Origin of the sequence: Microbacterium sp. MMO-35 (assembly GCF_037147555.1) — a bacterium.
In the GTDB taxonomy this organism is placed as follows: Bacteria; Actinomycetota; Actinomycetes; order Actinomycetales; family Microbacteriaceae; genus Microbacterium.
In genome coordinates, this window is record NZ_JBBCVH010000007.1 from 25,846 (window position 1) to 46,286 (window position 20,441).

Genomic DNA, 20,441 nt, shown 5'->3' on the forward strand with positions numbered 1-20,441 from the left:
TCGGGCGAGGCTCCTCCGCCACCCGATCCGGATCCGCTCGGCTCAGCCCCGTAGCGCGAGCACGAACGGGAGCACGTCGGTCGCTCCGGCACGACGGAGGGATCGGGCGGCGACGGTGAGCGTCCAGCGGCTGTCGGCCTGATCGTCCACGAGCAGCACCGGCCCGGCCGGGACGGCGAGGGCATCGGCGGAGAACCGGTCCCAGACGCCGGCGAGGCGGAACGCGCTGTTGCCGCCGGGCCCGCCGCTCGGCCCCCCTCCGGTCGTGGCCAGCTCGCCCAGGTACGGCAGCCGGCCGATCTCGGCGAGGCTCCTCGCGAGCGACCCGACGAGAAGCGGTCGGGTGCGCGAGGGCACCGAGACGACCGCGACCGGACGCTCGGCCCAGCCCCAGCCGGCGAGCACGCGCACGCAGGCGTCGCGCAGCCGATCGGGAACCGGGGCATCCGGCGCTCCGGCGGCGAAGAGCTCGCGCAGCGCACCGCCCCAGCCGAGGTCGGTGAGACGGGCGAGCGCGCGCCCCTCCCCCGCCTGCTCGTCCACGGCGATGCGTCCCTTCACCGGGACGCCGAGCCGATCGGCGCCGGTCGGCCACGCCCGCCGGGGCTCGACCGGCACTCCGACGCGATCGAGCGACGCCGAGGCCGCGGCACTCGCATCGGCGCCGACGCCGGTCGGATACCAGGCCCCGGCGCAGTTGTCGCACCGCCCGCAGGGTGCGGCGGTGTCATCGTCGAGCGTGCGCTGCAGGAACTCCATGCGACATCCCGAGCCCTGCTCGTACTCCACCATGTGCTGCTGCTCCGCCCGGCGCTCCGCCGCGATCCGCTCGTACCGCTCGGCGTCGTAGACCCAGGGCTCGCCCGTCGCGACCCAGCCGCCCTGCACCCGGCGCACCGCACCGTCGACGTCGAGCACCTTGAGCAGCAGCTCCAGCGGCGTGCGGCGGATGTCGACCATCGCCTCGAGGACGGGGGTCGACACCGGCGCGTCCCCCAGCGCCGCGATGACCCGCTCCGCCCGCTCCCGATCCGGCATCGACGCGGTCGCGAAGTAGTGCCAGATGTCGCGGTCCTCGGCCCCCGGCAGCAGCAGCACGTCCGCGCTCTCGCTCGCGCGCCCGGCGCGGCCCACCTGCTGGTAGTACGCGACCGGAGAGGACGGAGCCCCCAGATGCAGCACGAACCCGAGATCGGGCTTGTCGAACCCCATCCCCAGCGCACTCGTCGCGACCAGCGCCTTCACCTCGTTGCGCTTGAGCATCGACTCCGACTCGGCGCGCTCCTCCGGATCCGTCTGGCCCGTGTAGGCGCGGACCTCGTGCCCGCGCTCGCGCAGCAGGCGCGCCGTGTCCACCGCCGCCGCGACCGTCAGCGCATAGATGATGCCGGATCCGGGCAGCTCGTCCAGATGGCTGAGCAGCCAGGCCAGCCGACTGGGCGCATCGGGCAGGCGCAGCACCCCGAGCCGCAGGGAGGCGCGGGCGAGCGGGCCCCGGATCGTGAGCACCTCGGATCCGCCTCCCGCCTCCGCGGCGCCGAGCTGCTCGGCGACGTCGGCGACGACCCGGCTGTTCGCGGTCGCGGTGGTGGCGAGCACGGGCACGTCGGCGGGCATCCGCGCGATGAGCTCGCGCAGCCGCCGGTAGTCGGGGCGGAAGTCGTGCCCCCAGTCGCTGATGCAGTGCGCCTCGTCGACGACGAGCATGCCGGTGCGGCGCACGAGCGCGGGCAGCTGCTCTTCGCGGAACGACGGGTTGTTGAGCCGCTCGGGAGACACCAGGAGCACGTCGACCTCGTCGCGGTCCAGCTGCGCGAGCACGTCGGCCCACTCGTGCGCGTTCGTGGAGTTGATCGCCACCGCGCGCACGCCCGCACGTTCGGCCGCGGCGATCTGGTCGCGCATGAGCGCGAGGAGCGGGGAGACGAGCACGGTGGGCCCAGCGCCCTGCTGCCGCAGCAGCAGCGTCGCGACGAAGTAGACCGCCGACTTGCCCCAGCCGGTGCGCTGCACCACCAGCGCCCGCCGTCGCTCGGCGACCAGCGCCTCGATCGCCGCGTACTGCCCGTCGTGGAACTCGGCGTCGGGGCGGCCGACGAGGGACCGCAGCGCCGCGAGGGCTGCGGCGTGCGTCTCGGGCGAGGTGCCGTGCTGCGTCATGCTCCCAGCCTGCCGCACTCCTCCGACATACGCGCGGCCGTCCTTCCCGGGCATCCGGCTACGCTCGGACGATGAGCACATCGGCGCGACGGACGACCGGTCTCCGCGCCGCAATCGCGCCGAGGCCCGTCTCGTGATCACGCGTGAACTCGCGATCGCGCTGCGCGACGCCGGCCTGGTGTGGCACCCGGCCGAGGGCGACCGCTTCCAGCTCGTCCTGCCCGACGAGGTGGAGCTGGAGGTCGAGGCCGACGTCTTCACCGTCAGCACGATGACGATCGAGGCCCGGCGCACGCCGACCGGCATGATCCTCGCGTTCAACGGCACGACCGAGTGGGCGCTCGACGCGGTGACGCTCACGGAGGCGGTCTGGCTGCCCCGCGAGGACCAGCTGCGCGACCTGCTGCGTGGCACGTTCCGACGGCTCACGCGACTCGACGACGCGTTCCGCGTCGAGATCGAGATCGGCCCGGAGCAGCTGCGCTTCGAGCATCCGGATCCGTCCGAGGCGTACGGGCGTGCCCTGCTCGCGCTCATCGACCGCTCGCGCTGAGAGCGGTGCGGAGCGGACGAGCGCGCTCACGATGTCCGACCGCGGTGCGACAATGCCGTCATGAAGCTCAGCGAGCTCGTCGTCGCGGTCGGCCAGGCCGCCGCCACCTCATCGCGCCTGGCCAAGATCGATGCCCTGGCGGGACTCCTGCGCAGCGCCGAGCCCGACGAGCTCGCGCCGGTCGTCGGACTGCTGCTGGCCTCGCCGAGGCAGGGCAGGCTCGGGGTCGGCTGGCGGGGCATCGCCGCCGTCGAGGTGCCGCCCGCCGAGTCGGCGTCCCTGACGATCGCCGACGTCGACCGCGCCCTGGATGAGCTCGCCGCGGTCTCCGGTTCGGGGTCCTCGGCCGCGCGCTCCGCCGCGCTCGAAGGGCTCGCCGCTCGGGCCACCGACACGGAATGGGACTTCCTGGCGCGCGCGATGCTCGGCGAACTCCGTACCGGCGCGCTCGCGGGCGTGCTGCTCGATGCGGTCGCCCGCGCGTCGGACCGGGCGCCCGCGGCGGTCCGACGGGCCGCGATGCTCTCGGGCGATCTGGGCGCGACCGCGCTCATCGCCCTCACCGGCACCGCGGAGGACCTGGAGGCGGTGGGGCTCGCGGTGGGCCGGCCGGTGCTCCCGATGCTCGCGGCGAGCGCCACGACTCCGGGCGCGGCACTGGAGATCACCGGCGAGGCGTCGGTCGAGTACAAGCTCGACGGAGCGCGCATCCAGGTGCACCGGCACGGCGATGAGGTCCGCGTCTTCACGCGCAGCCTCGCCGATGTGACGCACCGGGTCCCCGAGATCGTCGACATCGTGCGCGCCCTGCCCGCGCACGACCTCATCCTGGACGGGGAGACGCTCGCGCTCGACGAGGACGGCGGCCCGCGGCCGTTCCAGGAGACCATGTCCCGCTTCGGCGCCGACGCCTCCCGCGAGCTCGCCCTGCGGCCGTGGTTCTTCGACCTCCTGCACGTCGACGGTCGCGACCTCATCGATGAGCCGCTCGCCGCGCGTCTCGTCGAGCTCGAGCGCGTGGTCGGCGGGTGGCGCATGCCCGGGGTCGTGACCGCCGATCCCGAGGCGGCGGAGCGCGTGTCCAGGGAGGCGCTGGCCGCGGGGCACGAGGGTGTCGTCGTCAAGGCCATCGGATCCGCCTATGCGGCGGGCCGGCGCGGCAAGAGCTGGGTGAAGGTCAAGCCCGTGCTGACCTACGACCTCGTCGTGCTCGGCGCCGAGTGGGGATCCGGGCGGCGGCGCGGCCTGCTCTCGAACCTGCACCTGGGCGCCCGGGATCCTGAGGGCGAGTTCGGCGAGCCCGGCGGCTTCGTCATGGTCGGCAAGACCTTCAAGGGGCTCACCGACGAGCTGCTGCGCTGGCAGACCGAGACCTTCCCCGGCTACGAGACGCGGCGCACCGCGTCCGCCGTGTTCATGCGCCCCGAGATCGTCGTCGAGATCGCGATCGACGGGGTGCAGCGCTCGCCCCGCTACCCCGGCGGCGTCGCGCTGCGGTTCGCCCGGGTGAAGCACTACCGCCCCGACAAGCCGGCCACCGAGGCCGACACGATCCAGACCCTGCGCGGACTGCTGCGCGAGTGAGGCGCGGATCCGCGTCCGTCTCGATCGGGCGCGGATCCGAAACCGTCGCGCTCGGGGAAGGACGCCGGATCCGCCGGGGCGGCCTGGCGCGATAGAATCGGCTCGTCCGGCGCCCGCGCGTCACCCGCCTCCGTGCGCCGGTGCTCGAAAAAGGGGCACGAAGCCCGCAGCGCACGCACCGACGACGGTGCGCAGCAGCTCCGGCGAGACACATACGGATCCTGTTCCGTTGTCGTCTCGAAAGGACGTTCCGCATGCCCACCGTCTCCGCGCACGTCGCGCTCACCCTCGCCCAGCACATCGACGCCGTCTTCGGCGTGATGGGAAACGGCAACGCCTACTTCCTCGACGCGATCGAGAAGCAGACCGATGCCGGCTTCACCGCCGTCCGTCATGAGCAGGGCGCCGTGGTCGCCGCCGACGCGCACTTCCGCGCCTCCGGGCGCATCGCCGCCGCGACAAGCACCTATGGCGCCGGCTTCACCAACACGCTCACAGCGCTGGCCGAGTCGGTGCAGGCGCACATCCCGCTCGTGCTCGTCGTCGGCGACGAGCCCACGAGCGGCCCGCGCCCCTGGGACGTCGACCAGATCGCCCTCGCCTCGGGCGTCGGCGCCCGCACGTACACCGTCGGCCGGGCCGATGCCGCCGCGACCACGGTCATCGCGATCGAGCACGCCCTCACCTATCGCGTGCCGGTCGTCCTCGCGATCCCCTACGACGTCGCCGCCCTCGAGGCCGGCGAGGTGCCCGCCGCTCCCGCGCCGCGCGTGCCGGCGGCGCTCGCGGTGAAGGGCGAGTTCGCCGAGGGGATGCTCGACCGCATCGCCGAGGCCCTGGGTTCCGCGAAGCGCCCGTTCCTGCTCGCGGGGCGCGGTGCCTGGCTCGCCGGGGCCGGCGAGGCGCTGGGCGCGCTCGCCGACGCGACGGGCGCGCTCACCGCGTCCTCCGCGCTCGGCCGCGGGGTGTTCCCCGACCAGCGCTTCGACCTCGGCGTGACCGGAGGCTTCGGCGCGGAGGGCGCGATGGACCTCATCCGCGAGGCCGACGTCGCCGTGGTGTTCGGCGCCTCGCTGAACCAGTTCACGATGCGGTTCGGCGCCCTGTTCGCCCCGGGCACGCAGGTCTTCCAGATCGATGTGGCGCCCGCGGCCACGCACGCGCACGTCGGCGGGTTCGTGCGGGCCGACGCCCGGCTCGCGGCCGAGGCGCTGGTCGCCCGGCTGCAGGGCGCTGAGGGATCCGGCTGGCGGGAGGGCGTCGACGTCGTCGCAGCCCGCGCGTACGCGCCCGGCGACGAGGCGGCGCCCGACGGCCGACTCGACCCGCGCTCCGCGGCCCGCCGCATCGCCGAGCTGCTGCCCGAGGATCGCGTCGTCGTCTCGGACGGCGGGCACTTCATCGGCTGGGCGAACATGTACTGGCCGGTCGCGTCCCCCGACCGGATGATGATGATCGGCACCGCCTTCCAGGCCATCGGCCAGGGCTGGCCGAGCGTCGTGGGCGCCACCCGCGCCCGCCCGGAGGCGACCGTCGTGCTCACCTCCGGCGACGGCGGCGGCCTCATGGCGATCGCCGACCTGGAGTCGGCCGTGCGCTCCGCCGGCGGCCGGGGCCTCGCCGTGATCTGGAACGACGCGGCCTACGGCGCCGAGGTCAACCTCTACGGCCTCAAGGGCCTGGCCCGCGAGCCCATGCTCATCCCGCAGGTCGACTTCGCCGCCTTCGCCGCGGCGGTGGGGGCCGAGGGCGTCGCTGTGCGCACCCTCGCGGACCTCGACCGCCTGGCCGCCTGGACGTCCGAGGATCCCGCGACCCGCCCGTTCCTCGTGCTCGACCTGCGCATCTCCGGCGACGTGATCGCCCCGTACCAGGAGGAGATCATCCGCGTGAACTCCTGAACGGAGACCGCATCAGAGCCTACGGCGAAGCGAGGACGCGTTCGCCGTAGGCTCGACCTCATGAGCGCCACCCCCGAGATCCTCCGCTACGCCGCCTTCGCCGCCGCCCCGGAAGGCGGCAATCCCGCCGGCATCGTGCTCGACGCGGGGGCGCTGACCGACGCGGACATGCAGCGGATCGCGGCCGAGATGGGCTACCCCGAGACGGCGTTCCTGCTCGGCAGGAGCGCCGAGGCGGGCGAGCGCCGCTACCGGATCCGGTACTGGTCGCCGGCGGCGGAGGTGCCGTTCTGCGGACACGCGACCGTGGCGACCGCCGTGCTGCTCGCGGAGCGCGAGGGCGACGGCGACATGACCTTCGAGACCCCCGTCGGCGACGTGGCCCTCACGGCGTCGACTGGCGCGGGCGGCATCGAGGTCGCCTTCACCAGCGTCGAGCCGGTGGTGCGGGAGCTGGATCCCGGCGTCCTCGCCCGCCTGCTCGAGGTGCTCTCGCTGCGCGCCGAGGATCTGGATCCGGCCCATCCCGCGCGCGAGTCGTTCGCGGGCAACTGGCATCCGGTGCTGGTACTGCGGGATCCGGAGATCTTCCATCAGTTCCGCTTCGCGCCCGAGCCCGTGGCCGCGCTCATGCGCGAGCGCGGCTGGACCGGCACGATCACGGTGCTGCACCCGGTCGCCGACGGGGAGTTGCTCGCGCGCAACCTCTTCCCCGTCGGCCGGATCACCGAGGACCCGGCGACCGGATCCGCCGCCGCGGCGACCGACGCCTACCTGCGGGCGATCGGCCGCGTCCCCGAGGACCGCGTGGTGCGGATCCACCAGGGCGCGCACGTCGGCCGCCCGAGCCTGCTGACGGTCACGATCCCGGAGGTCGGCGGCATCGTCGTCACCGGCGGGGCGACGCCGATCCGCGGCTGAGGCCGAACGCCCGGCGCCGGCTCCGGAGTCTCAGGCCTCCAGGAACGCCCCCTCGAGGAACGACTCCAGCTCGCCGATCGCGCCGAGCGGCAGGATCGCGGCGACGTACTGGTCGGGACGCACGACGATCACGACGCCGTCACGGGACAGCTCGCGCTCGACGAAGATGTCGCCCTTCGACCAGTGCGAGGGCGCGGCGGCGTAGAGCTTCTCCCAGTCGGTGAGCCCGAGCGGGCCCGTCTTCGGCTGGAAGAGCGCCGGCGCGGTCGTGACATCGAGGTCCTCGGCGGACTGCTGGTAGACGGCCTTCACGTCGAACACCGCGTCCACGTCGCCGTCGGCGGGCGTGAACCGGGCGAGCACGGGCGCCGCGGCCTCGGCCCAGGCGTCGAGTCCGGAGCCGGTCGCGTCGCCGAACGCGTACACGCGCCAGCGTCCGTCCGCCTTCGCATGGTGTCCGAGGTGCACGACGTTGCCGTCGGAGACGCGGACGACCTCGGCGCTCTTGAAGCGCTTGCCGAGCGGGAAGCCCGCGGCGAGCGCCTGATGCGCGGCGGATCCGGTGATCATCGAGCTCGTGTACTGGGTCATGAACCCGGAGGGGAACTCGGCGGTCGCGAGGTAGTAGTTCGCGAGCTCCTGCGGATCCGAGATCTCCTCGGGCTTGCGCGCCATGAGCGAGGACCACTCGCGATCGAAGTCGATGAGCTGCTGCGCCACGGGGTGCCGCTCGGCGCCGTACGTCGAGAGCAGCTCCTGCGGGCTGCGGCCGGTGAGCACCGACCCCAGCTTCCAGCCGAGGTTGAACCCGTCCTGCATCGAGACGTTCATGCCCTGGCCCGCCTTGGCGCTGTGGGTGTGACAGGCGTCGCCGGTGAGGAAGACCCGCGGGTGCCGGGTGCTGTCCTCCCCCACATCGTCGAAGCCGTCCGTGATCCGGTGCCCCACCTCGTAGACGCTGTGCCAGGCGACCTGCTTCACGTCGATCGCATAGGGGTGCAGGATCTCGTTCGCCTTGGCGATGATCGCCTCGATGGGAGTGTGCCTGACCTGGCGGTCGTCCCCCGCCGCGACCTCGCCGAGGTCGATGTACATGCGGCTCAGGTAGCCGCCCTCGCGCGGGATGTGCAGGATGTTGCCCGCCTCCGCGTTGATCGCGCACTTGGTGCGCCAGTCCGGGAAGTCGGTGTTCACGAGCACGTCCATGACGCCCCAGGCGTGCGCGGCCATCGCGCCCACGTGCGTGCGCCCGATCGCCTCGCGCACCCCGCTGCGCGCGCCGTCGCAGCCCACGACGTAGGTCGCGCGGATCGTGCGCTCCTCCCCCTCGCGGTCGCCGGTGACGTAGCGCACCTGCACCTCGACCGGGTGCTCGCCGTCCTCGTGGACGGTGAGGCCGGTGAACTGCACGCCGTAGTCGGGGACGATCCGGGCGGGCCCGTCGGCGGCCGCCTCGGCGAAGTAGTCGAGCACCCGCGCCTGGTTCACGATGAGGTGCGGGAACTCGCAGATGTCGTACGCGTAGTCGGCCGTGCGCGCGGTGCGGACGATGTTCTGCGGGTTCTCCGGATCCGGCCCCCAGAAGTTCATCCAGCCGATGTTGTAGGCCTCGGCGACGATGCGCTCGGCGAAGCCGAACGCCTGGAAGGTCTCGACGCTGCGCGGCTGGATCCCGTCGGCCTGACCGAGCTCCAGCCGGCCGCCGCGGCGCTCGATGATCCGGGTCGTGATGCCGGGGTACTGCGACATCTGAGCCGCCAGCAGCATTCCCGCAGGCCCGGATCCGACGATGAGCACATCGACCTCGTCGGGGAGGTCGGCGGGGCGGTCGATACCGGTGCCGGCGGCCGGGAGCACCCGCGGGTCGTGGGAGACGTATCCGTGGTGGTGGAACTGCATCGTCGTCGATTCCTTCCTGACGGCGCCGTCGGGCGTGGTTCGGGATCGTCGGCGGCTCTTGCGCACCGGGTGATCCGTGTTCTATATTCGAACGCAACGTTCTACTATTGAACACAGACTAGCCGAGGTCGCGACGTCGATCAACATCGGAAGGCGGATCCATGGCCGAAGCCCCTGCATCCCAGACGCTCAGCCGCGGAATCCGGATCCTCGAGATCCTCGGCGACGAGCGCGGCCCCCTCTCGATCGACGAGATCGCCGCACGCCTCGGCGTGCACCGCTCGATCGCGTACCGCCTGCTCCGCACCCTCGAGGACCACCGCCTGATCGGGCGGGACGCGGCGGGCCTCGTCGCGCTGGGGCCGCGCATGGCCGCACTCGCCGCCGGCGTCGCGCAGGATCTGCAGGCCGAGGCCCTTCCCGAGCTGACCGCCGTCGCGAACGAGCTCGGCATGACCTGCTTCCTCGCCGTGCTCGACGGCGAGGAGTGCATCACCCTGGTCAGCGTCGAGCCGCGGCACACCATCGCGAGCGTGGCGCAGCGCCCGGGCGCCCGGCATCCCGTGACGGTCGGCGCCCCCGGCAAGGCGATCCTCGCGCAACTGCCGGAGGCCGAGTGGCCCGAGGGAGCCCCCGCGGCGCTGCACGACGCGGTCGCCGGATCCCGCCTCGCGGGCTTCGCGACCAGCCACGACGAGGTCATCCCGACCGTGCAGTCGGTGGCGGTTCCGCTCGCCCTGCGCGGACAGCGCCCCGCCGCGATCGCCGTGGTGCACGTCGCCACCGACCGCACCGACGCCGAGATCGCCGCGCGCCTGCAGCACTCCGCCGCGACCATCCGCGACGCGCTCGGGGCCTGAGCCGGCCCAACTCAGGCCAGACCAGCCCCACCCCGCGAAACCACGGGCCAGAACCCCCACCACCGGTAGTCCAGCCTGAATACGGCGCCGCAGGCGCGGCCGATAGCGAGACTCGCGACTCGCCGCGCGCCTACGGCGCTCCGCCACAACCATCCGCGACGCGCTCCGGGCCTGAGCCGGACCCCGCCCAACTCAGGCCAGGGCAGCCCCACCAGGCGAAACCACGGGCCAGAACCCCCACCACCGGCAGTCCAGCCTGAGTACGGCGCCGCGCTCCTTCTTCCGACCTACGCCCGGGACATCCCGTAGATCGGGCTCACCGCCTGCTCGGCCTCCGCGTCGGGGCCGAGCGGGATGCCGCTGCGGTCGCGCAGCAGCAGCGTCGCGACGAGGCCGATCACCGTCATGCCGGCGAGGTACCAGGTGACCGCCTGCGTCGAGCCCGTCGCCTGCACGATCGCGGTCGCGATGGTCGGCGCGAAGGCGCCTCCGACGATGGCGCCGATCGCGTAGGAGATCGAGACCCCGGAGAAGCGGATCGAGGCGGGGAACAGCTCGGTGTAGAGCGCCGCCTGCGGGCCGTAGGTGAAGCCGAGTCCGATCGTGAGGATCGCGAGGGCCGCGAACAGCAGTCCGATCTGCCCCGTGTTCACCAGCGGGAACAGCGTGAACACGCCGACCAGCTGCAGGATCCAGCCGATGATGTAGGTGGTGCGACGCCCGATCCGGTCCGAGATCCACCCGGCGACCAGGGTCGACAGCAGCCAGGTGACGGCAGAGCCGGCCACCGCCCAGAGCACGGGTCCGCGGTCGAGCTTGAGCGCGCCCTCGGGGTTGGTCGCGTATCCCTGGATGTACCCGCCGGTGGTCATGTACCCGACCGCGTTGTTGCCGGCGAAGACGAGGGCGGCGATGATCACGAGCAGCAGGTGCTTGCGGAACAGCTGCACGATCGGCATGCTCGCGGCCTCCTTGCGCTCGGCGAGCTCGGTGAACACCGGGCTCTCCTCGACCCGACGGCGCACGTAGTAGCCGACCACGATCAGCACCACGCTGAGCAGGAACGGGATCCGCCAGCCCCAGGACAGGAACTGGTCACCCGGCGCGACGAGCGCCATGATCGCCATCACGCCGGAGGCGATCAGCAGGCCCAGGGGCACGCCGATCTGCGGCGCCGCGCCGAAGATGCCGCGCTTGGCCTTGGGCGCGTGCTCGACGGCCATCAGCACCGCCCCGCCCCACTCGCCGCCGGCCGAGATCCCCTGCAGGATGCGCAGCAGCACCAGGAGGATCGGAGCCGCGACCCCGATCGCGTTCGCATCGGGCAGCACGCCGATCAGCGCCGTCGCCGCGCCCATGAGGATCAGCGTCCACATCAGCACGGCCTTGCGACCGAACTTGTCGCCGAAGTGGCCCGCCAGGAACGCGCCGAGGGGGCGGAACAGGAAGCTCACGCCGACGGTCGCGAACCCGACGAGGGCGCTGTTCGCACCGAGGTCCTTGAAGAAGAGCTGGCCGAACACCAGGCCCACCGCGGTGGCGTAGATGAAGAAGTCGTACCACTCGACCGTGGTGCCGATGACGGTGGCGAAGACCACCCGGCGCCGGTCGGCGGCCGAGGCGATGGTGCCGGTGGGCGTGAAGCCCGGGGAGGATTCTGCGGACATTGCGTACTCCTTTGCATGGGACGTCGTCGTCTTGGCCGACATCGTCGTCGTGCCCGTCGGGGGCCTCGGATCCCGTTGCGGACGGATCCGGATTCCCTGCTTGCCGGGCTCGACACGATGATATACGATTTCGAATACGACGCCAAGGCACCCCCTGGCACCCACCGCGCGAGGAGGCGCCCATGTCCGCACCGATCGACCGGCCCGGCAAGATCATCGCGATCCACCTCAACTACCGCTCCCGTGCCGACCAGCGCGGCCGCACCCCCGCGACCCCCTCCTACTTCTTCAAGCCGTCCTCCTCCATGGCCGGCACCGACGGCGTCGTGGAGCGCCCCGCCGGCACCGAGCTGCTCGCCTTCGAGGGCGAGATCGCACTCATCATCGGCACCGCCGCCCACCGGGTGAGCGTCGAGGACGCCTGGTCGCACGTCGCCTGGGTGACCGCGTCGAACGACCTCGGGCTCTACGACCTGCGCGCGAACGACAAGGGCTCCAACGTGCGCTCGAAGGGCGGCGACGGCTACACCCCGATCGGGCCCGACCTCATCCCGGCCGCCGAGGTCGACCCCGCCGAGCTCCGCGTGCGCGCCTGGGTGAACGGCGACCTGCGGCAGGACGATGAGACCAGCGGCCTCCTGTTCCCGCTGCCGCAGCTGATCGCCGACCTCTCCCAGCACTTCACGCTCGAACCCGGCGACATCATCCTCACCGGCACCCCGGCCGGATCCAGCGTGATCGTCCCCGGGGACGTCGTCGTCGTCGAGGTCGACGCCCCGCACTCCTCCCGGACGTTCACCTCCGGCGGGCTGCGCACCACCGTCACGCAGGGCACCGTCGCCTTCGACGGCTCCCTCGGATCCCTCCCCGCCGTGGACGACCTGCAGCGCGCCGAGGCCTGGGGATCGCGCGAGGCGGCCGGGCTGCCCGCCGAAGCCGCCGCGGAAGCCCCCGCGACGGAGCCCGGACTCGACCCGCAGCTCCGCGCCAAACTCGCGGCCGCCCCGACGGCGGGCCTCAGCGCCCAGCTCCGCAAGCGCGGCCTGCACGCCTGCTTCATCGACGGGGTCTCGGCGAACCTCCCCGGCGCCAAGATCGTCGGGACCGCGAAGACGCTGCGGTTCGTCCCCGCCCGCGAGGATCTGTTCAAGACCCACGGCGGCGGCTACAACGCGCAGAAGCGCGCGTTCGATGCCGTCGAGGAAGGCGAGATCATCGTGATCGAGGCCCGGGGGGACGCCACCACGGGAACGCTCGGCGACATCCTCGCCCTGCGCGCCCAGGCCCGCCGCGCCGCCGGGGTGGTCACCGACGGCGGCGTGCGCGACTTCGCCGCGGTCGCCGAGATCGGCCTTCCGGTCTTCTCCCAGGGCGCGCACCCCTCGGTGCTCGGCCGCAAGCACGTGCCGTGGGACGTCGACGTGACGATCGCCTGCGGCGGCGCCACGGTGCAGCCGGGCGACATCATCGTCGGCGACAGCGACGGCGTGATCGTGATCCCGCCCGCGCTCGTCGAAGAGGTCGTCGACGCCACCCTCGCCCAGGAGGAGGAGGACGCCTGGATCGCCGAGCAGGTCGAGGCCGGGCATCCCGTCGACGGGCTGTTCCCGATGAACGCCGCCTGGCGGGCGAAGTACGACGCCGCGAAGGCCGCATCCGCGGAGCCCGGCGCATGACCGACCTGCTCACGGCGAGCAAGTCGGAGCAGGCCTACTCGTGGATCCGCTCCCGCATCGCCTCGCACGCCTTCGGCCCGGGCTTCCGGCTGGTGCTCGGCACGATCGCCGACGAGCTCGGGATGAGCGTGGTGCCCGTGCGCGAGGCGATCCGCCGGCTCGAGGCCGAGGGCCTCGTCACCTTCGAGCGCAACGTCGGGGCGCGGGTCTCGCTCGTGGACGAGAGCGAGTACGCGCACACCATGCAGACCCTCGGCCTGGTCGAAGGCGCGGCGACCGCGCTTTCCGCCCCGCTGCTCGACGCCGATGCTCTCGCCCGCGCGGCCGAGGTCAACGACCGCATGACCCGGCTGCTGGACAGCTTCGACGCGCACCGCTTCACCGAGCTGAACCGCCAGTTCCACTCCGTGCTCTACGAGCCCTGCCCGAACCCGCACATCCTCGACCTCGTGCACCGCGGCTGGGCCCGGCTGTCCGGGATCCGCGATTCCACGTTCGCCTTCGTGCCGGGACGGGCGGGGCACTCCGTCGAGGAGCACGTGCAGATCCTGGATCTCATCCGCTCCGGCGCCGACCCGCTCGAGATCGAGCTCGCCGCCCGCAACCACCGCTGGCGCACGATGGACGCGTTCCTCGACGCCCGCCGCTCCGAGACACTCTGACCGCACGACCGGCCCCGAGAAGGGCCGGAACAACCCAGGAACCACCCGGAAGGACGATGATGACCGACGCCTACACCCCCGCCGATCTCCCCGAGAAGATCCAGCACTACATCGACGGCGAGTTCGTCGACTCCCTCGACGGCGACACCTTCGAGGTGCTCAACCCCGTCACGAACGAGACCTACGTGCGCGCCGCCGCCGGCAAGAAGGCCGACATCGAGCGCGCGGTCGCGGCCGCCAAGCGCGCCTTCGACGAGGGCCCCTGGCCGCGCATGCTCCCCCGCGAGCGCTCGCGCGTCCTGCACAAGATCGCCGACATCGTCGAGTCCCGCGATGCGCGCCTCGCCGAGCTCGAGTCCTTCGACTCGGGTCTTCCGATCACCCAGGCGCTCGGCCAGGCCCGCCGTGCCGCCGAGAACTTCCGCTTCTTCGCCGACCTGATCGTCGCGCAGGCCGACGACGCGTTCAAGGTGCCCGGCAAACAGATGAACTACGTCAACCGCAAGCCGATCGGCGTCGCCGGCCTCATCACGCCGTGGAACACGCCGTTCATGCTCGAGTCGTGGAAGCTCGGCCCCGCGCTCGCGACGGGCAACACGGTCGTGCTGAAGCCCGCCGAGTTCACGCCGCTGTCCGCTTCCCTCTGGGCGGGCATCTTCGAGGAGGCGGGGCTGCCCCAGGGCGTCTTCAACCTCGTGCACGGCCTCGGCGAGGATGCCGGCGACGCCCTCGTGAAGCACCCCGACGTGCCGCTCATCTCGTTCACCGGCGAGAGCCGCACCGGTCAGCTGATCTTCGGCAACGCGGCGCCCTTCCTGAAGGGCCTGTCGATGGAGCTGGGCGGCAAGAGCCCGGCCGTCGTCTTCGCCGACGCCGACCTCGACACCGCGATCGACGCCTGCATCTTCGGCGTCTTCTCCCTGAACGGCGAGCGGTGCACGGCCGGATCCCGCGTGATCGTGCAGCGCGACGTGTACGACGAGTTCGTCGAGCGGTTCGCGGCGCAGGCGAAGCGCGTCAAGGTCGGCCTGCCGCACGACCCGACCACCGAGGTCGGAGCGCTGGTGCACCCGGAGCACTACGAGAAGGTCATGAGCTACGTCGAGATCGGCAAGGGCGAGGGCCGCCTCGTCGCCGGCGGCGGGCGCCCCGAGGGCTTCCCCACCGGCAACTACGTCGCCCCGACGGTGTTCGCCGACGTGGCCCCCGACGCGCGCATCTTCCAGGAGGAGATCTTCGGCCCGGTCGTCGCGATCACGCCCTTCGACACCGACGAGGAGGCACTGGCGCTCGCGAACAACACCCGCTACGGCCTCGCCGCCTACATCTGGACGAACGACCTCAAGCGCGCGCACAACTTCGCGGGCGCCGTCGAGGCCGGCATGGTGTGGCTGAACTCGAACAACGTGCGCGACCTGCGCACCCCGTTCGGCGGGGTGAAGGCGTCGGGCCTCGGCCACGAGGGCGGCTACCGCTCGATCGACTTCTACACCGACCAGCAGAGCGTGCACATCACCCTCGGCGCCCCGCACAACCCGGTCTTCGGCAAGCAGGCGCCGCCGGCCGAGCAGGACCTCGACGACCCGGACCCCCGCTGACCCGATCACCGGACCGACTTCTCTTTCACGCAAGGACGCTGACATGACCAATCGCGCCGACATGACGCTCACCTCCTCCGGCTTCTTCACGAGCCAGGAGGCGCCCATCTCCACCGACAACCCGATCCCGACCCCCTCCTCCCCCGCCCCGGACGTGCTCCGCTGCGCCTACATGGAGCTCGTCGTCACCGACCTCGCCGCCTCGCGGGTCTTCTACGTCGACGTGCTCGGGCTGTACGTGACGGAGGAGGACGACGAGACGATCTACCTCCGCTCCACCGAGGAGTTCATCCACCACAACCTCGTGCTGCGCAAGGGCCCCGTCGCGGCCGTCGCCGCGTTCTCGTACCGCGTGCGGGAGCCCTCGGACCTCGACCTCGCCGTCGCGTTCTACACCGAGCTCGGCTGCGACGTGCGACGCAACCCCGACGGCTTCGTGAAGGGGATCGGCGACTCCGTGCGCGTCGTGGATCCGCTCGGCTTCCCGTACGAGTTCTTCCACCAGACCGACCACGTCGAGCGGATGAGCTGGCGCTACGACCTGCACATCCCCGGCGAGCTCGTGCGCCTGGACCACTTCAATCAGGTCACCCCCGACGTGCCGCGCGCCGTGAAGTACATGCAGGACCTCGGTTTCCGCGTCACGGAGGACATCCAGGACGAGGAGGGCACGGTGTACGCCGCGTGGATGCGCCGCAAGCCCACCGTGCACGACACCGCGATGACCGGCGGCGACGGCCCGCGCATGCACCACGTGTGCTTCGCGACGCATGAGAAGCACAACATCCTCGCGATCTGCGACAAGCTCGGCGCGCTCCGCCGCTCCGACGCGATCGAGCGGGGCCCCGGCCGCCACGGCGTGAGCAACGCCTTCTACCTGTACCTCCGCGACCCCGACGGCCACCGCGTCGAGGTCTACACGCAGGACTACTACACCGGCGACCCGGACAACCCCGTGGTCACCTGGGACGTGCACGACAACCAGCGCCGCGACTGGTGGGGCAACCCCGTCGTGCCGAGCTGGTACACCGACGCCTCGCTCGTGCTCGACCTCGACGGCAACCCGCAGCCGGTCGTGGCCCGCACGGACAGCAGCGAGATGGCCGTCACGATCGGCGCCGACGGGTTCAGCTACACCCGTCCCGCCGACGAGGAGGCCATGCCGGAGTGGAAGCAGGGCGAGTACAAGCTCGGACACCAGCTGTGAGCCTCGACGCCGGCACCATCGCGCAGCTCGCCGCGGAGCTCGCCGAGGCCGACCGCACGCACGGGGTGATCCCACGCATCACCGCACGGCACCCCGAGGCGACCGTCGAGGACTCGTACGCCATCCAGGGCGTCTGGCGCGACGCGCAGGTCGCCGAGGGACGCCGGCTGGTGGGGCGCAAGATCGGCCTGACGAGCAAGGCGATGCAGCAGGCGACGGGCATCACCGAGCCCGACTACGGCGTCATGTTCGACGACACGGTGTACCCGTCCGGATCCGAGATCCCGGTCGACCACTTCTCGAACGTGCGGATCGAGGTCGAGCTCGCGTTCGTACTCAAGGAGCCGCTCGAAGGCCCCGACTGCACGCTCGAGGACGCCCTCGCCGCGATCGACTACGCCGTGCCGGCCCTCGAGGTGCTCAACTCGCACATCGAGCTCGAGGGCCGCACGATCGTCGACACGATCAGCGACAACGCGGCCTACGGGGCGATGGTGCTCGGCACCGTGCACAAGCGCCCGGACGAGATCGACCTGCGCTGGGTGCCCGGGGTGCTCAGCCGCAACGGCGAGATCGAGGAGACCGGGGTCGCCGCCGGCGTCCTCGGTCACCCCGCGACGGGCGTCGCCTGGCTCGCGAACAAGTTCCACCAGCACGGCGCGCGCCTCGAGGCGGGAGAGATCATCCTGGCCGGATCCTTCACCCGGCCGATGTGGGTCTCGCGCGGCGACGAGGTGCGCTGCGACTATGGGCCGATGGGAGTCATCGAATGCCGCTTCGTCTGAGCCCGACGTTCCGCGAGCGCCTCGCCGGCGCCGACCGCCCCCTGATCGGGATGTGGGCGTGCACCGGCAGCCCCGTCGTCACCGAGATCGCGGCCGGATCCGGACTGGACTGGCTGCTCGTCGACGGCGAGCACTCCGCCAACACGCTGGACACCCTCCAGGTGCAGCTGCAGGTCGCCGCGGCCTACCCGATCACCCCGCTCGTGCGCGTGCCGTGGAACGATCCCGTCATCATCAAGCAGGTTCTGGACCTCGGCGCGCAGAACCTCATCGTGCCGATGGTGTCGTCCGCCGACGAGGCGCGTGCCGCGGTCGCCGCGACCCGCTATCCGCCGCAGGGCGTGCGCGGCGTCGGATCCGCCCTGGCCCGCAGCGCCCGCTGGAACCGGGTCGAGGGATACCTCGCCGAGGCCGCGCAGCACGTGTCGGTCACCGTGCAGATCGAGACCGCCGCGGGGGTCGCCCGGGCGGCGGAGATCGCCGCGGTCGACGGCGTGGACGCGGTGTTCGTCGGGCCTTCCGACCTCGCCGCGTCGCTGGGGCTGCTCGGACAGCAGACCCACCCCGACGTGATGGCCGCCGTGGAGCAGGTGTTCGCCGCGGTGACCGCTGCGGGCAAGCCGGTGGGCGTGAACGCGTTCGACCCGGCCGCGGCCGATGCGTACATCGCCGCGGGCGCCGCGTTCGTCGCGGTGGGCGCCGATGTCGCCCTCCTCGCCCGCGCCTCGGAGGCACTCGCGACCCGGTTCCTCCCGGCCTCGGCCACCGGCCCCGCCTCCAGCTACTGACCTCGGCCTCCTCACCCGGGGAGACCGAGGCCCGGTGCGCACAATTCAGGCCGGATGTCGCTCGCGCGAGGGATCCGGCCGTGGATCCCGGTCCCGGGCGACATCCGGCCTGAGTAGTGCGTGCCGTCCGGCGTGCGGTGCGCCGAAGCTGTCAGGATGGGGCGAGTGAAGAAGGCCCTCGCCGCGCTGCAGGACCGCGGGTTCCGCTGGTTCTTCCTGGCGCGCACCCTCACGCTCGTCACCGGCTCGATGTCGTCGATCGCCCTCGCGTTCGCCGTGCTGAGCATCGACAACGATGCCGGTGCGCTCTCGATCGTGCTCACGGCGTTCACGGTGGCGAACGTCCTCTTCCTGCTGCTCGGCGGCGTCGTCGCGGACCGGCTGCCGCGGGCGCTCGTGATCCAGACCAGCTACGTGGTCGACATCCTCTCGATCGGCACGACGGCTGCCCTGCTCTTCACGCACACCGCGACGGTCCCGCTGCTGGCCGGCCTCGCCGCACTGAACGGCGCGTCCGCCGCCTTCGTCATGCCCGCGATGCAGGGGCTCATCCCGCAGCTGACGACGCCCGCTCATCTGCAGCAGGCCAACGCGCTGCTGTCCTTCGCCCGCTCCGCCACCACGATCGCGGGCCCGGTCGTCGCCGGAGGCATCGTCGCGCTCGCCGGCCCCGCCTGGGTCATGGTGATCCAGGCGGCGGGCTGGGCGCTCGCGATCGTGTTCCTCGCGCTCGTGCGCCTGCCGCCGCCCGTGCGCGGGCAGCGGGCGGGCCTGTTCCACGACCTGCACGACGGATGGCGCGAGTTCTGGTCCCGCCCCTGGCTGTGGATCGTCGTGCTCGCGTTCATGGTCCTCAACGCGATCCACGTCGGCGCCTGGGGCGTCGCGGGTCCGTACATCGCCAAGAACGACCCGCTCCTCGGCATCGCCGGCTGGGGGTGGGTCGTGAGCGCCGAGGGCGCGGGCGTGCTCGTGATGACCCTCGTGCTGCTCTGGCTGCCGCTGCGGCGCCCGCTGCGGCTGGGCATGCTCGGGATGAGCGCCCTCGCGATCCCGCTCACGCTCCTGGGCGTGCACCCCTCGGTCCTGCTCCTCATCGCCGCCGCGTTCATCGCGGGTGCGGGCGTCGAGGTGTTCAGCACCGGGTGGAACGTCACGATGATGGAGCAGATCCCCGAGGACAAGCTGTCCCGGGTGTCCAGTTACGACATGCTCGGCAGCTACATCGCGATGCCGCTCGGCACGCTCGCCTTCGGCTGGCTGATCGCGCGCGCCGACGTGACCGCGCTCATGGTCGGCTCGGCGATCGTCTACGCGGGTCATCGCCCTGGGCACCATGCTGATCCCCGGCATCTGGCGCATGGGACGGGCGACGGCCGCGTCCGGCGCCCGCGAACAGGCGCCGGATGGCGTCTGACTGGCGCATTCATAGGCGTCCGCGGCAGGATGAACCCATGACCTTCCCCGCCCTCGCGCCCCTCGCCGACCGCGCGGCACTGTTCGCCGCCCTCCGCCAGGACCAGCTGGTCGCCGCGACCGCCGCCCTGGGCGAGCACCGCTGGGACGCAGACCTCGCGGCGGGCACCCTGACCTTCACGTCCGAGACGGATCCGAGCCGCACGCTCGTCGCACGCGCGTCGCTCGTCGCGACGATCGCGCCCGGACCCCGCTCGCTGATGTGGGCCTGGGCGCACCCGCAGGGCGGATCCGACCCGTCGGTCGCAGGACTCCGCGACTACGGCACGACCTACTCGATCGCCGAGCTCTCGACCCCGGAGCTGCCGTTCCCGGCCGACGCCGATCTGGACGGCTGGATCGCCGGCGCCGCGCATCAGGTCGGCGCGATCGCGGAGGAGATCACCGGCCGCTCGCCGTACTACTCCGCGCCCGTCGGCAGCGGCACGCGCGCCGTCTTCCTGCTCGACGCGCCCCTCCCGCCGCTCACCGTCGCCGACGCCGTCGTCGCGCTGCCGCGGATCCTCTCCGAGTTGACGCTCTCCGACGCGCGCTCCTCGGTCTGGGATCTGGCCCGACTCGCCGGCTGGAGCATGCAGTGGGGCGACGAGGCCTACTCCGCGGCAGTAGTCAGCGACGCGAGCGGCAGCGCCACGTTCCGCTTCGACGAGTACGCGCGCATCGCCGGGATCGAGTCGCAGCTCGGGCAGGTCCCGCAGGCCTGA

At 72.2% G+C, this 20,441-nt stretch carries 16 protein-coding genes; 13 read left to right on the forward strand and 3 right to left on the reverse strand.

What is annotated here, in order from left to right:
* Positions 1–42: 42 nt before the first annotated feature.
* A complete protein-coding gene (locus tag WFJ01_RS14435) occupies positions 43–2,160 on the reverse strand; it encodes a DEAD/DEAH box helicase (protein ID WP_336629446.1) in 2,118 nt (705 codons plus the stop codon).
* 133 nt (positions 2,161–2,293) lie between these two features.
* Between WFJ01_RS14435 and WFJ01_RS14440 the strand changes: the two genes are divergently transcribed.
* The 4 genes from WFJ01_RS14440 (at position 2,294) to WFJ01_RS14455 (ending at position 7,119) form a co-directional block, all read left to right on the forward strand.
* On the forward strand, positions 2,294–2,713 hold the full coding sequence (locus tag WFJ01_RS14440) for a pilus assembly protein CpaE (RefSeq protein WP_251438620.1): 420 nt from the start codon (positions 2,294–2,296) through the stop codon (positions 2,711–2,713).
* A gap of 60 nt (positions 2,714–2,773) precedes the next feature.
* Positions 2,774–4,297, forward strand: coding sequence for an ATP-dependent DNA ligase (locus WFJ01_RS14445; protein ID WP_336629447.1), 1,524 nt, complete (start codon positions 2,774–2,776; stop codon positions 4,295–4,297).
* 254 nt (positions 4,298–4,551) lie between these two features.
* Positions 4,552–6,198, forward strand: coding sequence for a thiamine pyrophosphate-binding protein (locus WFJ01_RS14450; RefSeq protein ID WP_292884883.1), 1,647 nt, complete (start codon positions 4,552–4,554; stop codon positions 6,196–6,198).
* 60 nt (positions 6,199–6,258) lie between these two features.
* A complete protein-coding gene (locus WFJ01_RS14455; RefSeq protein WP_336629448.1) occupies positions 6,259–7,119 on the forward strand; it encodes a PhzF family phenazine biosynthesis protein in 861 nt (286 codons plus the stop codon).
* A gap of 30 nt (positions 7,120–7,149) precedes the next feature.
* Here the strand turns inward: WFJ01_RS14455 and WFJ01_RS14460 are convergent, their stop codons facing one another.
* On the reverse strand, positions 7,150–9,018 hold the full coding sequence (locus tag WFJ01_RS14460; protein ID WP_336629449.1) for an FAD-dependent monooxygenase: 1,869 nt from the start codon (positions 9,016–9,018) through the stop codon (positions 7,150–7,152).
* Between the two features lie 161 nt (positions 9,019–9,179).
* Here WFJ01_RS14460 and WFJ01_RS14465 point away from each other — a divergent pair, with 161 nt between their 5' ends.
* The gene (locus WFJ01_RS14465) at positions 9,180–9,878 is read left to right on the forward strand and encodes an IclR family transcriptional regulator (protein ID WP_292884892.1); all 699 of its coding nucleotides are present in this window, start codon (positions 9,180–9,182) and stop codon (positions 9,876–9,878) included.
* A gap of 287 nt (positions 9,879–10,165) precedes the next feature.
* Here the strand turns inward: WFJ01_RS14465 and WFJ01_RS14470 are convergent, their stop codons facing one another.
* Positions 10,166–11,545, reverse strand: a complete 1,380-nt coding sequence (locus tag WFJ01_RS14470; RefSeq protein ID WP_292884895.1) for an MFS transporter — start codon at positions 11,543–11,545, stop codon at positions 10,166–10,168.
* A 182-nt stretch (positions 11,546–11,727) separates the two neighbouring features.
* Between WFJ01_RS14470 and WFJ01_RS14475 the strand changes: the two genes are divergently transcribed.
* The 8 genes from WFJ01_RS14475 to WFJ01_RS14510 all read left to right on the forward strand — a co-directional run bounded on the left by WFJ01_RS14475 (position 11,728) and on the right by WFJ01_RS14510 (position 20,441).
* Positions 11,728–13,221 (forward strand): fumarylacetoacetate hydrolase family protein, encoded by a 1,494-nt coding sequence (locus tag WFJ01_RS14475; RefSeq protein ID WP_292884898.1) that lies wholly within the window; start codon positions 11,728–11,730, stop codon positions 13,219–13,221.
* The gene (locus tag WFJ01_RS14480; RefSeq protein ID WP_251438630.1) at positions 13,218–13,883 is read left to right on the forward strand and encodes a GntR family transcriptional regulator; all 666 of its coding nucleotides are present in this window, start codon (positions 13,218–13,220) and stop codon (positions 13,881–13,883) included. Before WFJ01_RS14475 ends, WFJ01_RS14480 begins: the two co-directional genes overlap by 4 nt.
* A gap of 59 nt (positions 13,884–13,942) precedes the next feature.
* Complete coding sequence (gene hpaE, locus WFJ01_RS14485) at positions 13,943–15,481, forward strand: 5-carboxymethyl-2-hydroxymuconate semialdehyde dehydrogenase (protein WP_251438631.1); 1,539 nt, start codon at positions 13,943–13,945, stop codon at positions 15,479–15,481.
* 43 nt (positions 15,482–15,524) lie between these two features.
* Complete coding sequence (gene hpaD / locus WFJ01_RS14490) at positions 15,525–16,688, forward strand: 3,4-dihydroxyphenylacetate 2,3-dioxygenase (protein ID WP_336629450.1); 1,164 nt, start codon at positions 15,525–15,527, stop codon at positions 16,686–16,688.
* The gene (locus WFJ01_RS14495) at positions 16,685–17,473 is read left to right on the forward strand and encodes a 2-keto-4-pentenoate hydratase (RefSeq protein ID WP_336629451.1); all 789 of its coding nucleotides are present in this window, start codon (positions 16,685–16,687) and stop codon (positions 17,471–17,473) included. The genes hpaD and WFJ01_RS14495 overlap by 4 nt, the downstream gene beginning before the upstream one ends.
* On the forward strand, positions 17,458–18,261 hold the full coding sequence (locus tag WFJ01_RS14500; protein WP_336629452.1) for an HpcH/HpaI aldolase family protein: 804 nt from the start codon (positions 17,458–17,460) through the stop codon (positions 18,259–18,261). Before WFJ01_RS14495 ends, WFJ01_RS14500 begins: the two co-directional genes overlap by 16 nt.
* Positions 18,262–18,426: 165 nt before the next feature.
* Positions 18,427–19,719, forward strand: coding sequence for an MFS transporter (locus WFJ01_RS14505; protein WP_336629453.1), 1,293 nt, complete (start codon positions 18,427–18,429; stop codon positions 19,717–19,719).
* The gene (locus tag WFJ01_RS14510; RefSeq protein WP_336629454.1) at positions 19,716–20,441 is read left to right on the forward strand and encodes a DUF6882 domain-containing protein; all 726 of its coding nucleotides are present in this window, start codon (positions 19,716–19,718) and stop codon (positions 20,439–20,441) included. The genes WFJ01_RS14505 and WFJ01_RS14510 overlap by 4 nt, the downstream gene beginning before the upstream one ends.

What these genes read in the sequence shown, in the direction of transcription:
- WFJ01_RS14450 (WP_292884883.1), top strand. Translation starts at nt 4,552, where the DNA reads ATGCCCACCGTCTCCGCGCACGTCGCGCTCACCCTCGCCCAGCACATC.
- hpaE (WP_251438631.1), top strand. Translation starts at nt 13,943, where the DNA reads ATGACCGACGCCTACACCCCCGCCGATCTCCCCGAGAAGATCCAGCAC.
- WFJ01_RS14435 (WP_336629446.1), bottom strand. Translation starts at nt 2,160, where the DNA reads ATGACGCAGCACGGCACCTCGCCCGAGACGCACGCCGCAGCCCTCGCG.
- WFJ01_RS14455 (WP_336629448.1), top strand. Translation starts at nt 6,259, where the DNA reads ATGAGCGCCACCCCCGAGATCCTCCGCTACGCCGCCTTCGCCGCCGCC.
- WFJ01_RS14510 (WP_336629454.1), top strand. Translation starts at nt 19,716, where the DNA reads ATGACCTTCCCCGCCCTCGCGCCCCTCGCCGACCGCGCGGCACTGTTC.
- WFJ01_RS14465 (WP_292884892.1), top strand. Translation starts at nt 9,180, where the DNA reads ATGGCCGAAGCCCCTGCATCCCAGACGCTCAGCCGCGGAATCCGGATC.
- WFJ01_RS14445 (WP_336629447.1), top strand. Translation starts at nt 2,774, where the DNA reads ATGAAGCTCAGCGAGCTCGTCGTCGCGGTCGGCCAGGCCGCCGCCACC.
- WFJ01_RS14475 (WP_292884898.1), top strand. Translation starts at nt 11,728, where the DNA reads ATGTCCGCACCGATCGACCGGCCCGGCAAGATCATCGCGATCCACCTC.
- WFJ01_RS14470 (WP_292884895.1), bottom strand. Translation starts at nt 11,545, where the DNA reads ATGTCCGCAGAATCCTCCCCGGGCTTCACGCCCACCGGCACCATCGCC.
- hpaD (WP_336629450.1), top strand. Translation starts at nt 15,525, where the DNA reads ATGACCAATCGCGCCGACATGACGCTCACCTCCTCCGGCTTCTTCACG.
- WFJ01_RS14460 (WP_336629449.1), bottom strand. Translation starts at nt 9,018, where the DNA reads ATGCAGTTCCACCACCACGGATACGTCTCCCACGACCCGCGGGTGCTC.
- WFJ01_RS14500 (WP_336629452.1), top strand. Translation starts at nt 17,458, where the DNA reads ATGCCGCTTCGTCTGAGCCCGACGTTCCGCGAGCGCCTCGCCGGCGCC.
- WFJ01_RS14480 (WP_251438630.1), top strand. Translation starts at nt 13,218, where the DNA reads ATGACCGACCTGCTCACGGCGAGCAAGTCGGAGCAGGCCTACTCGTGG.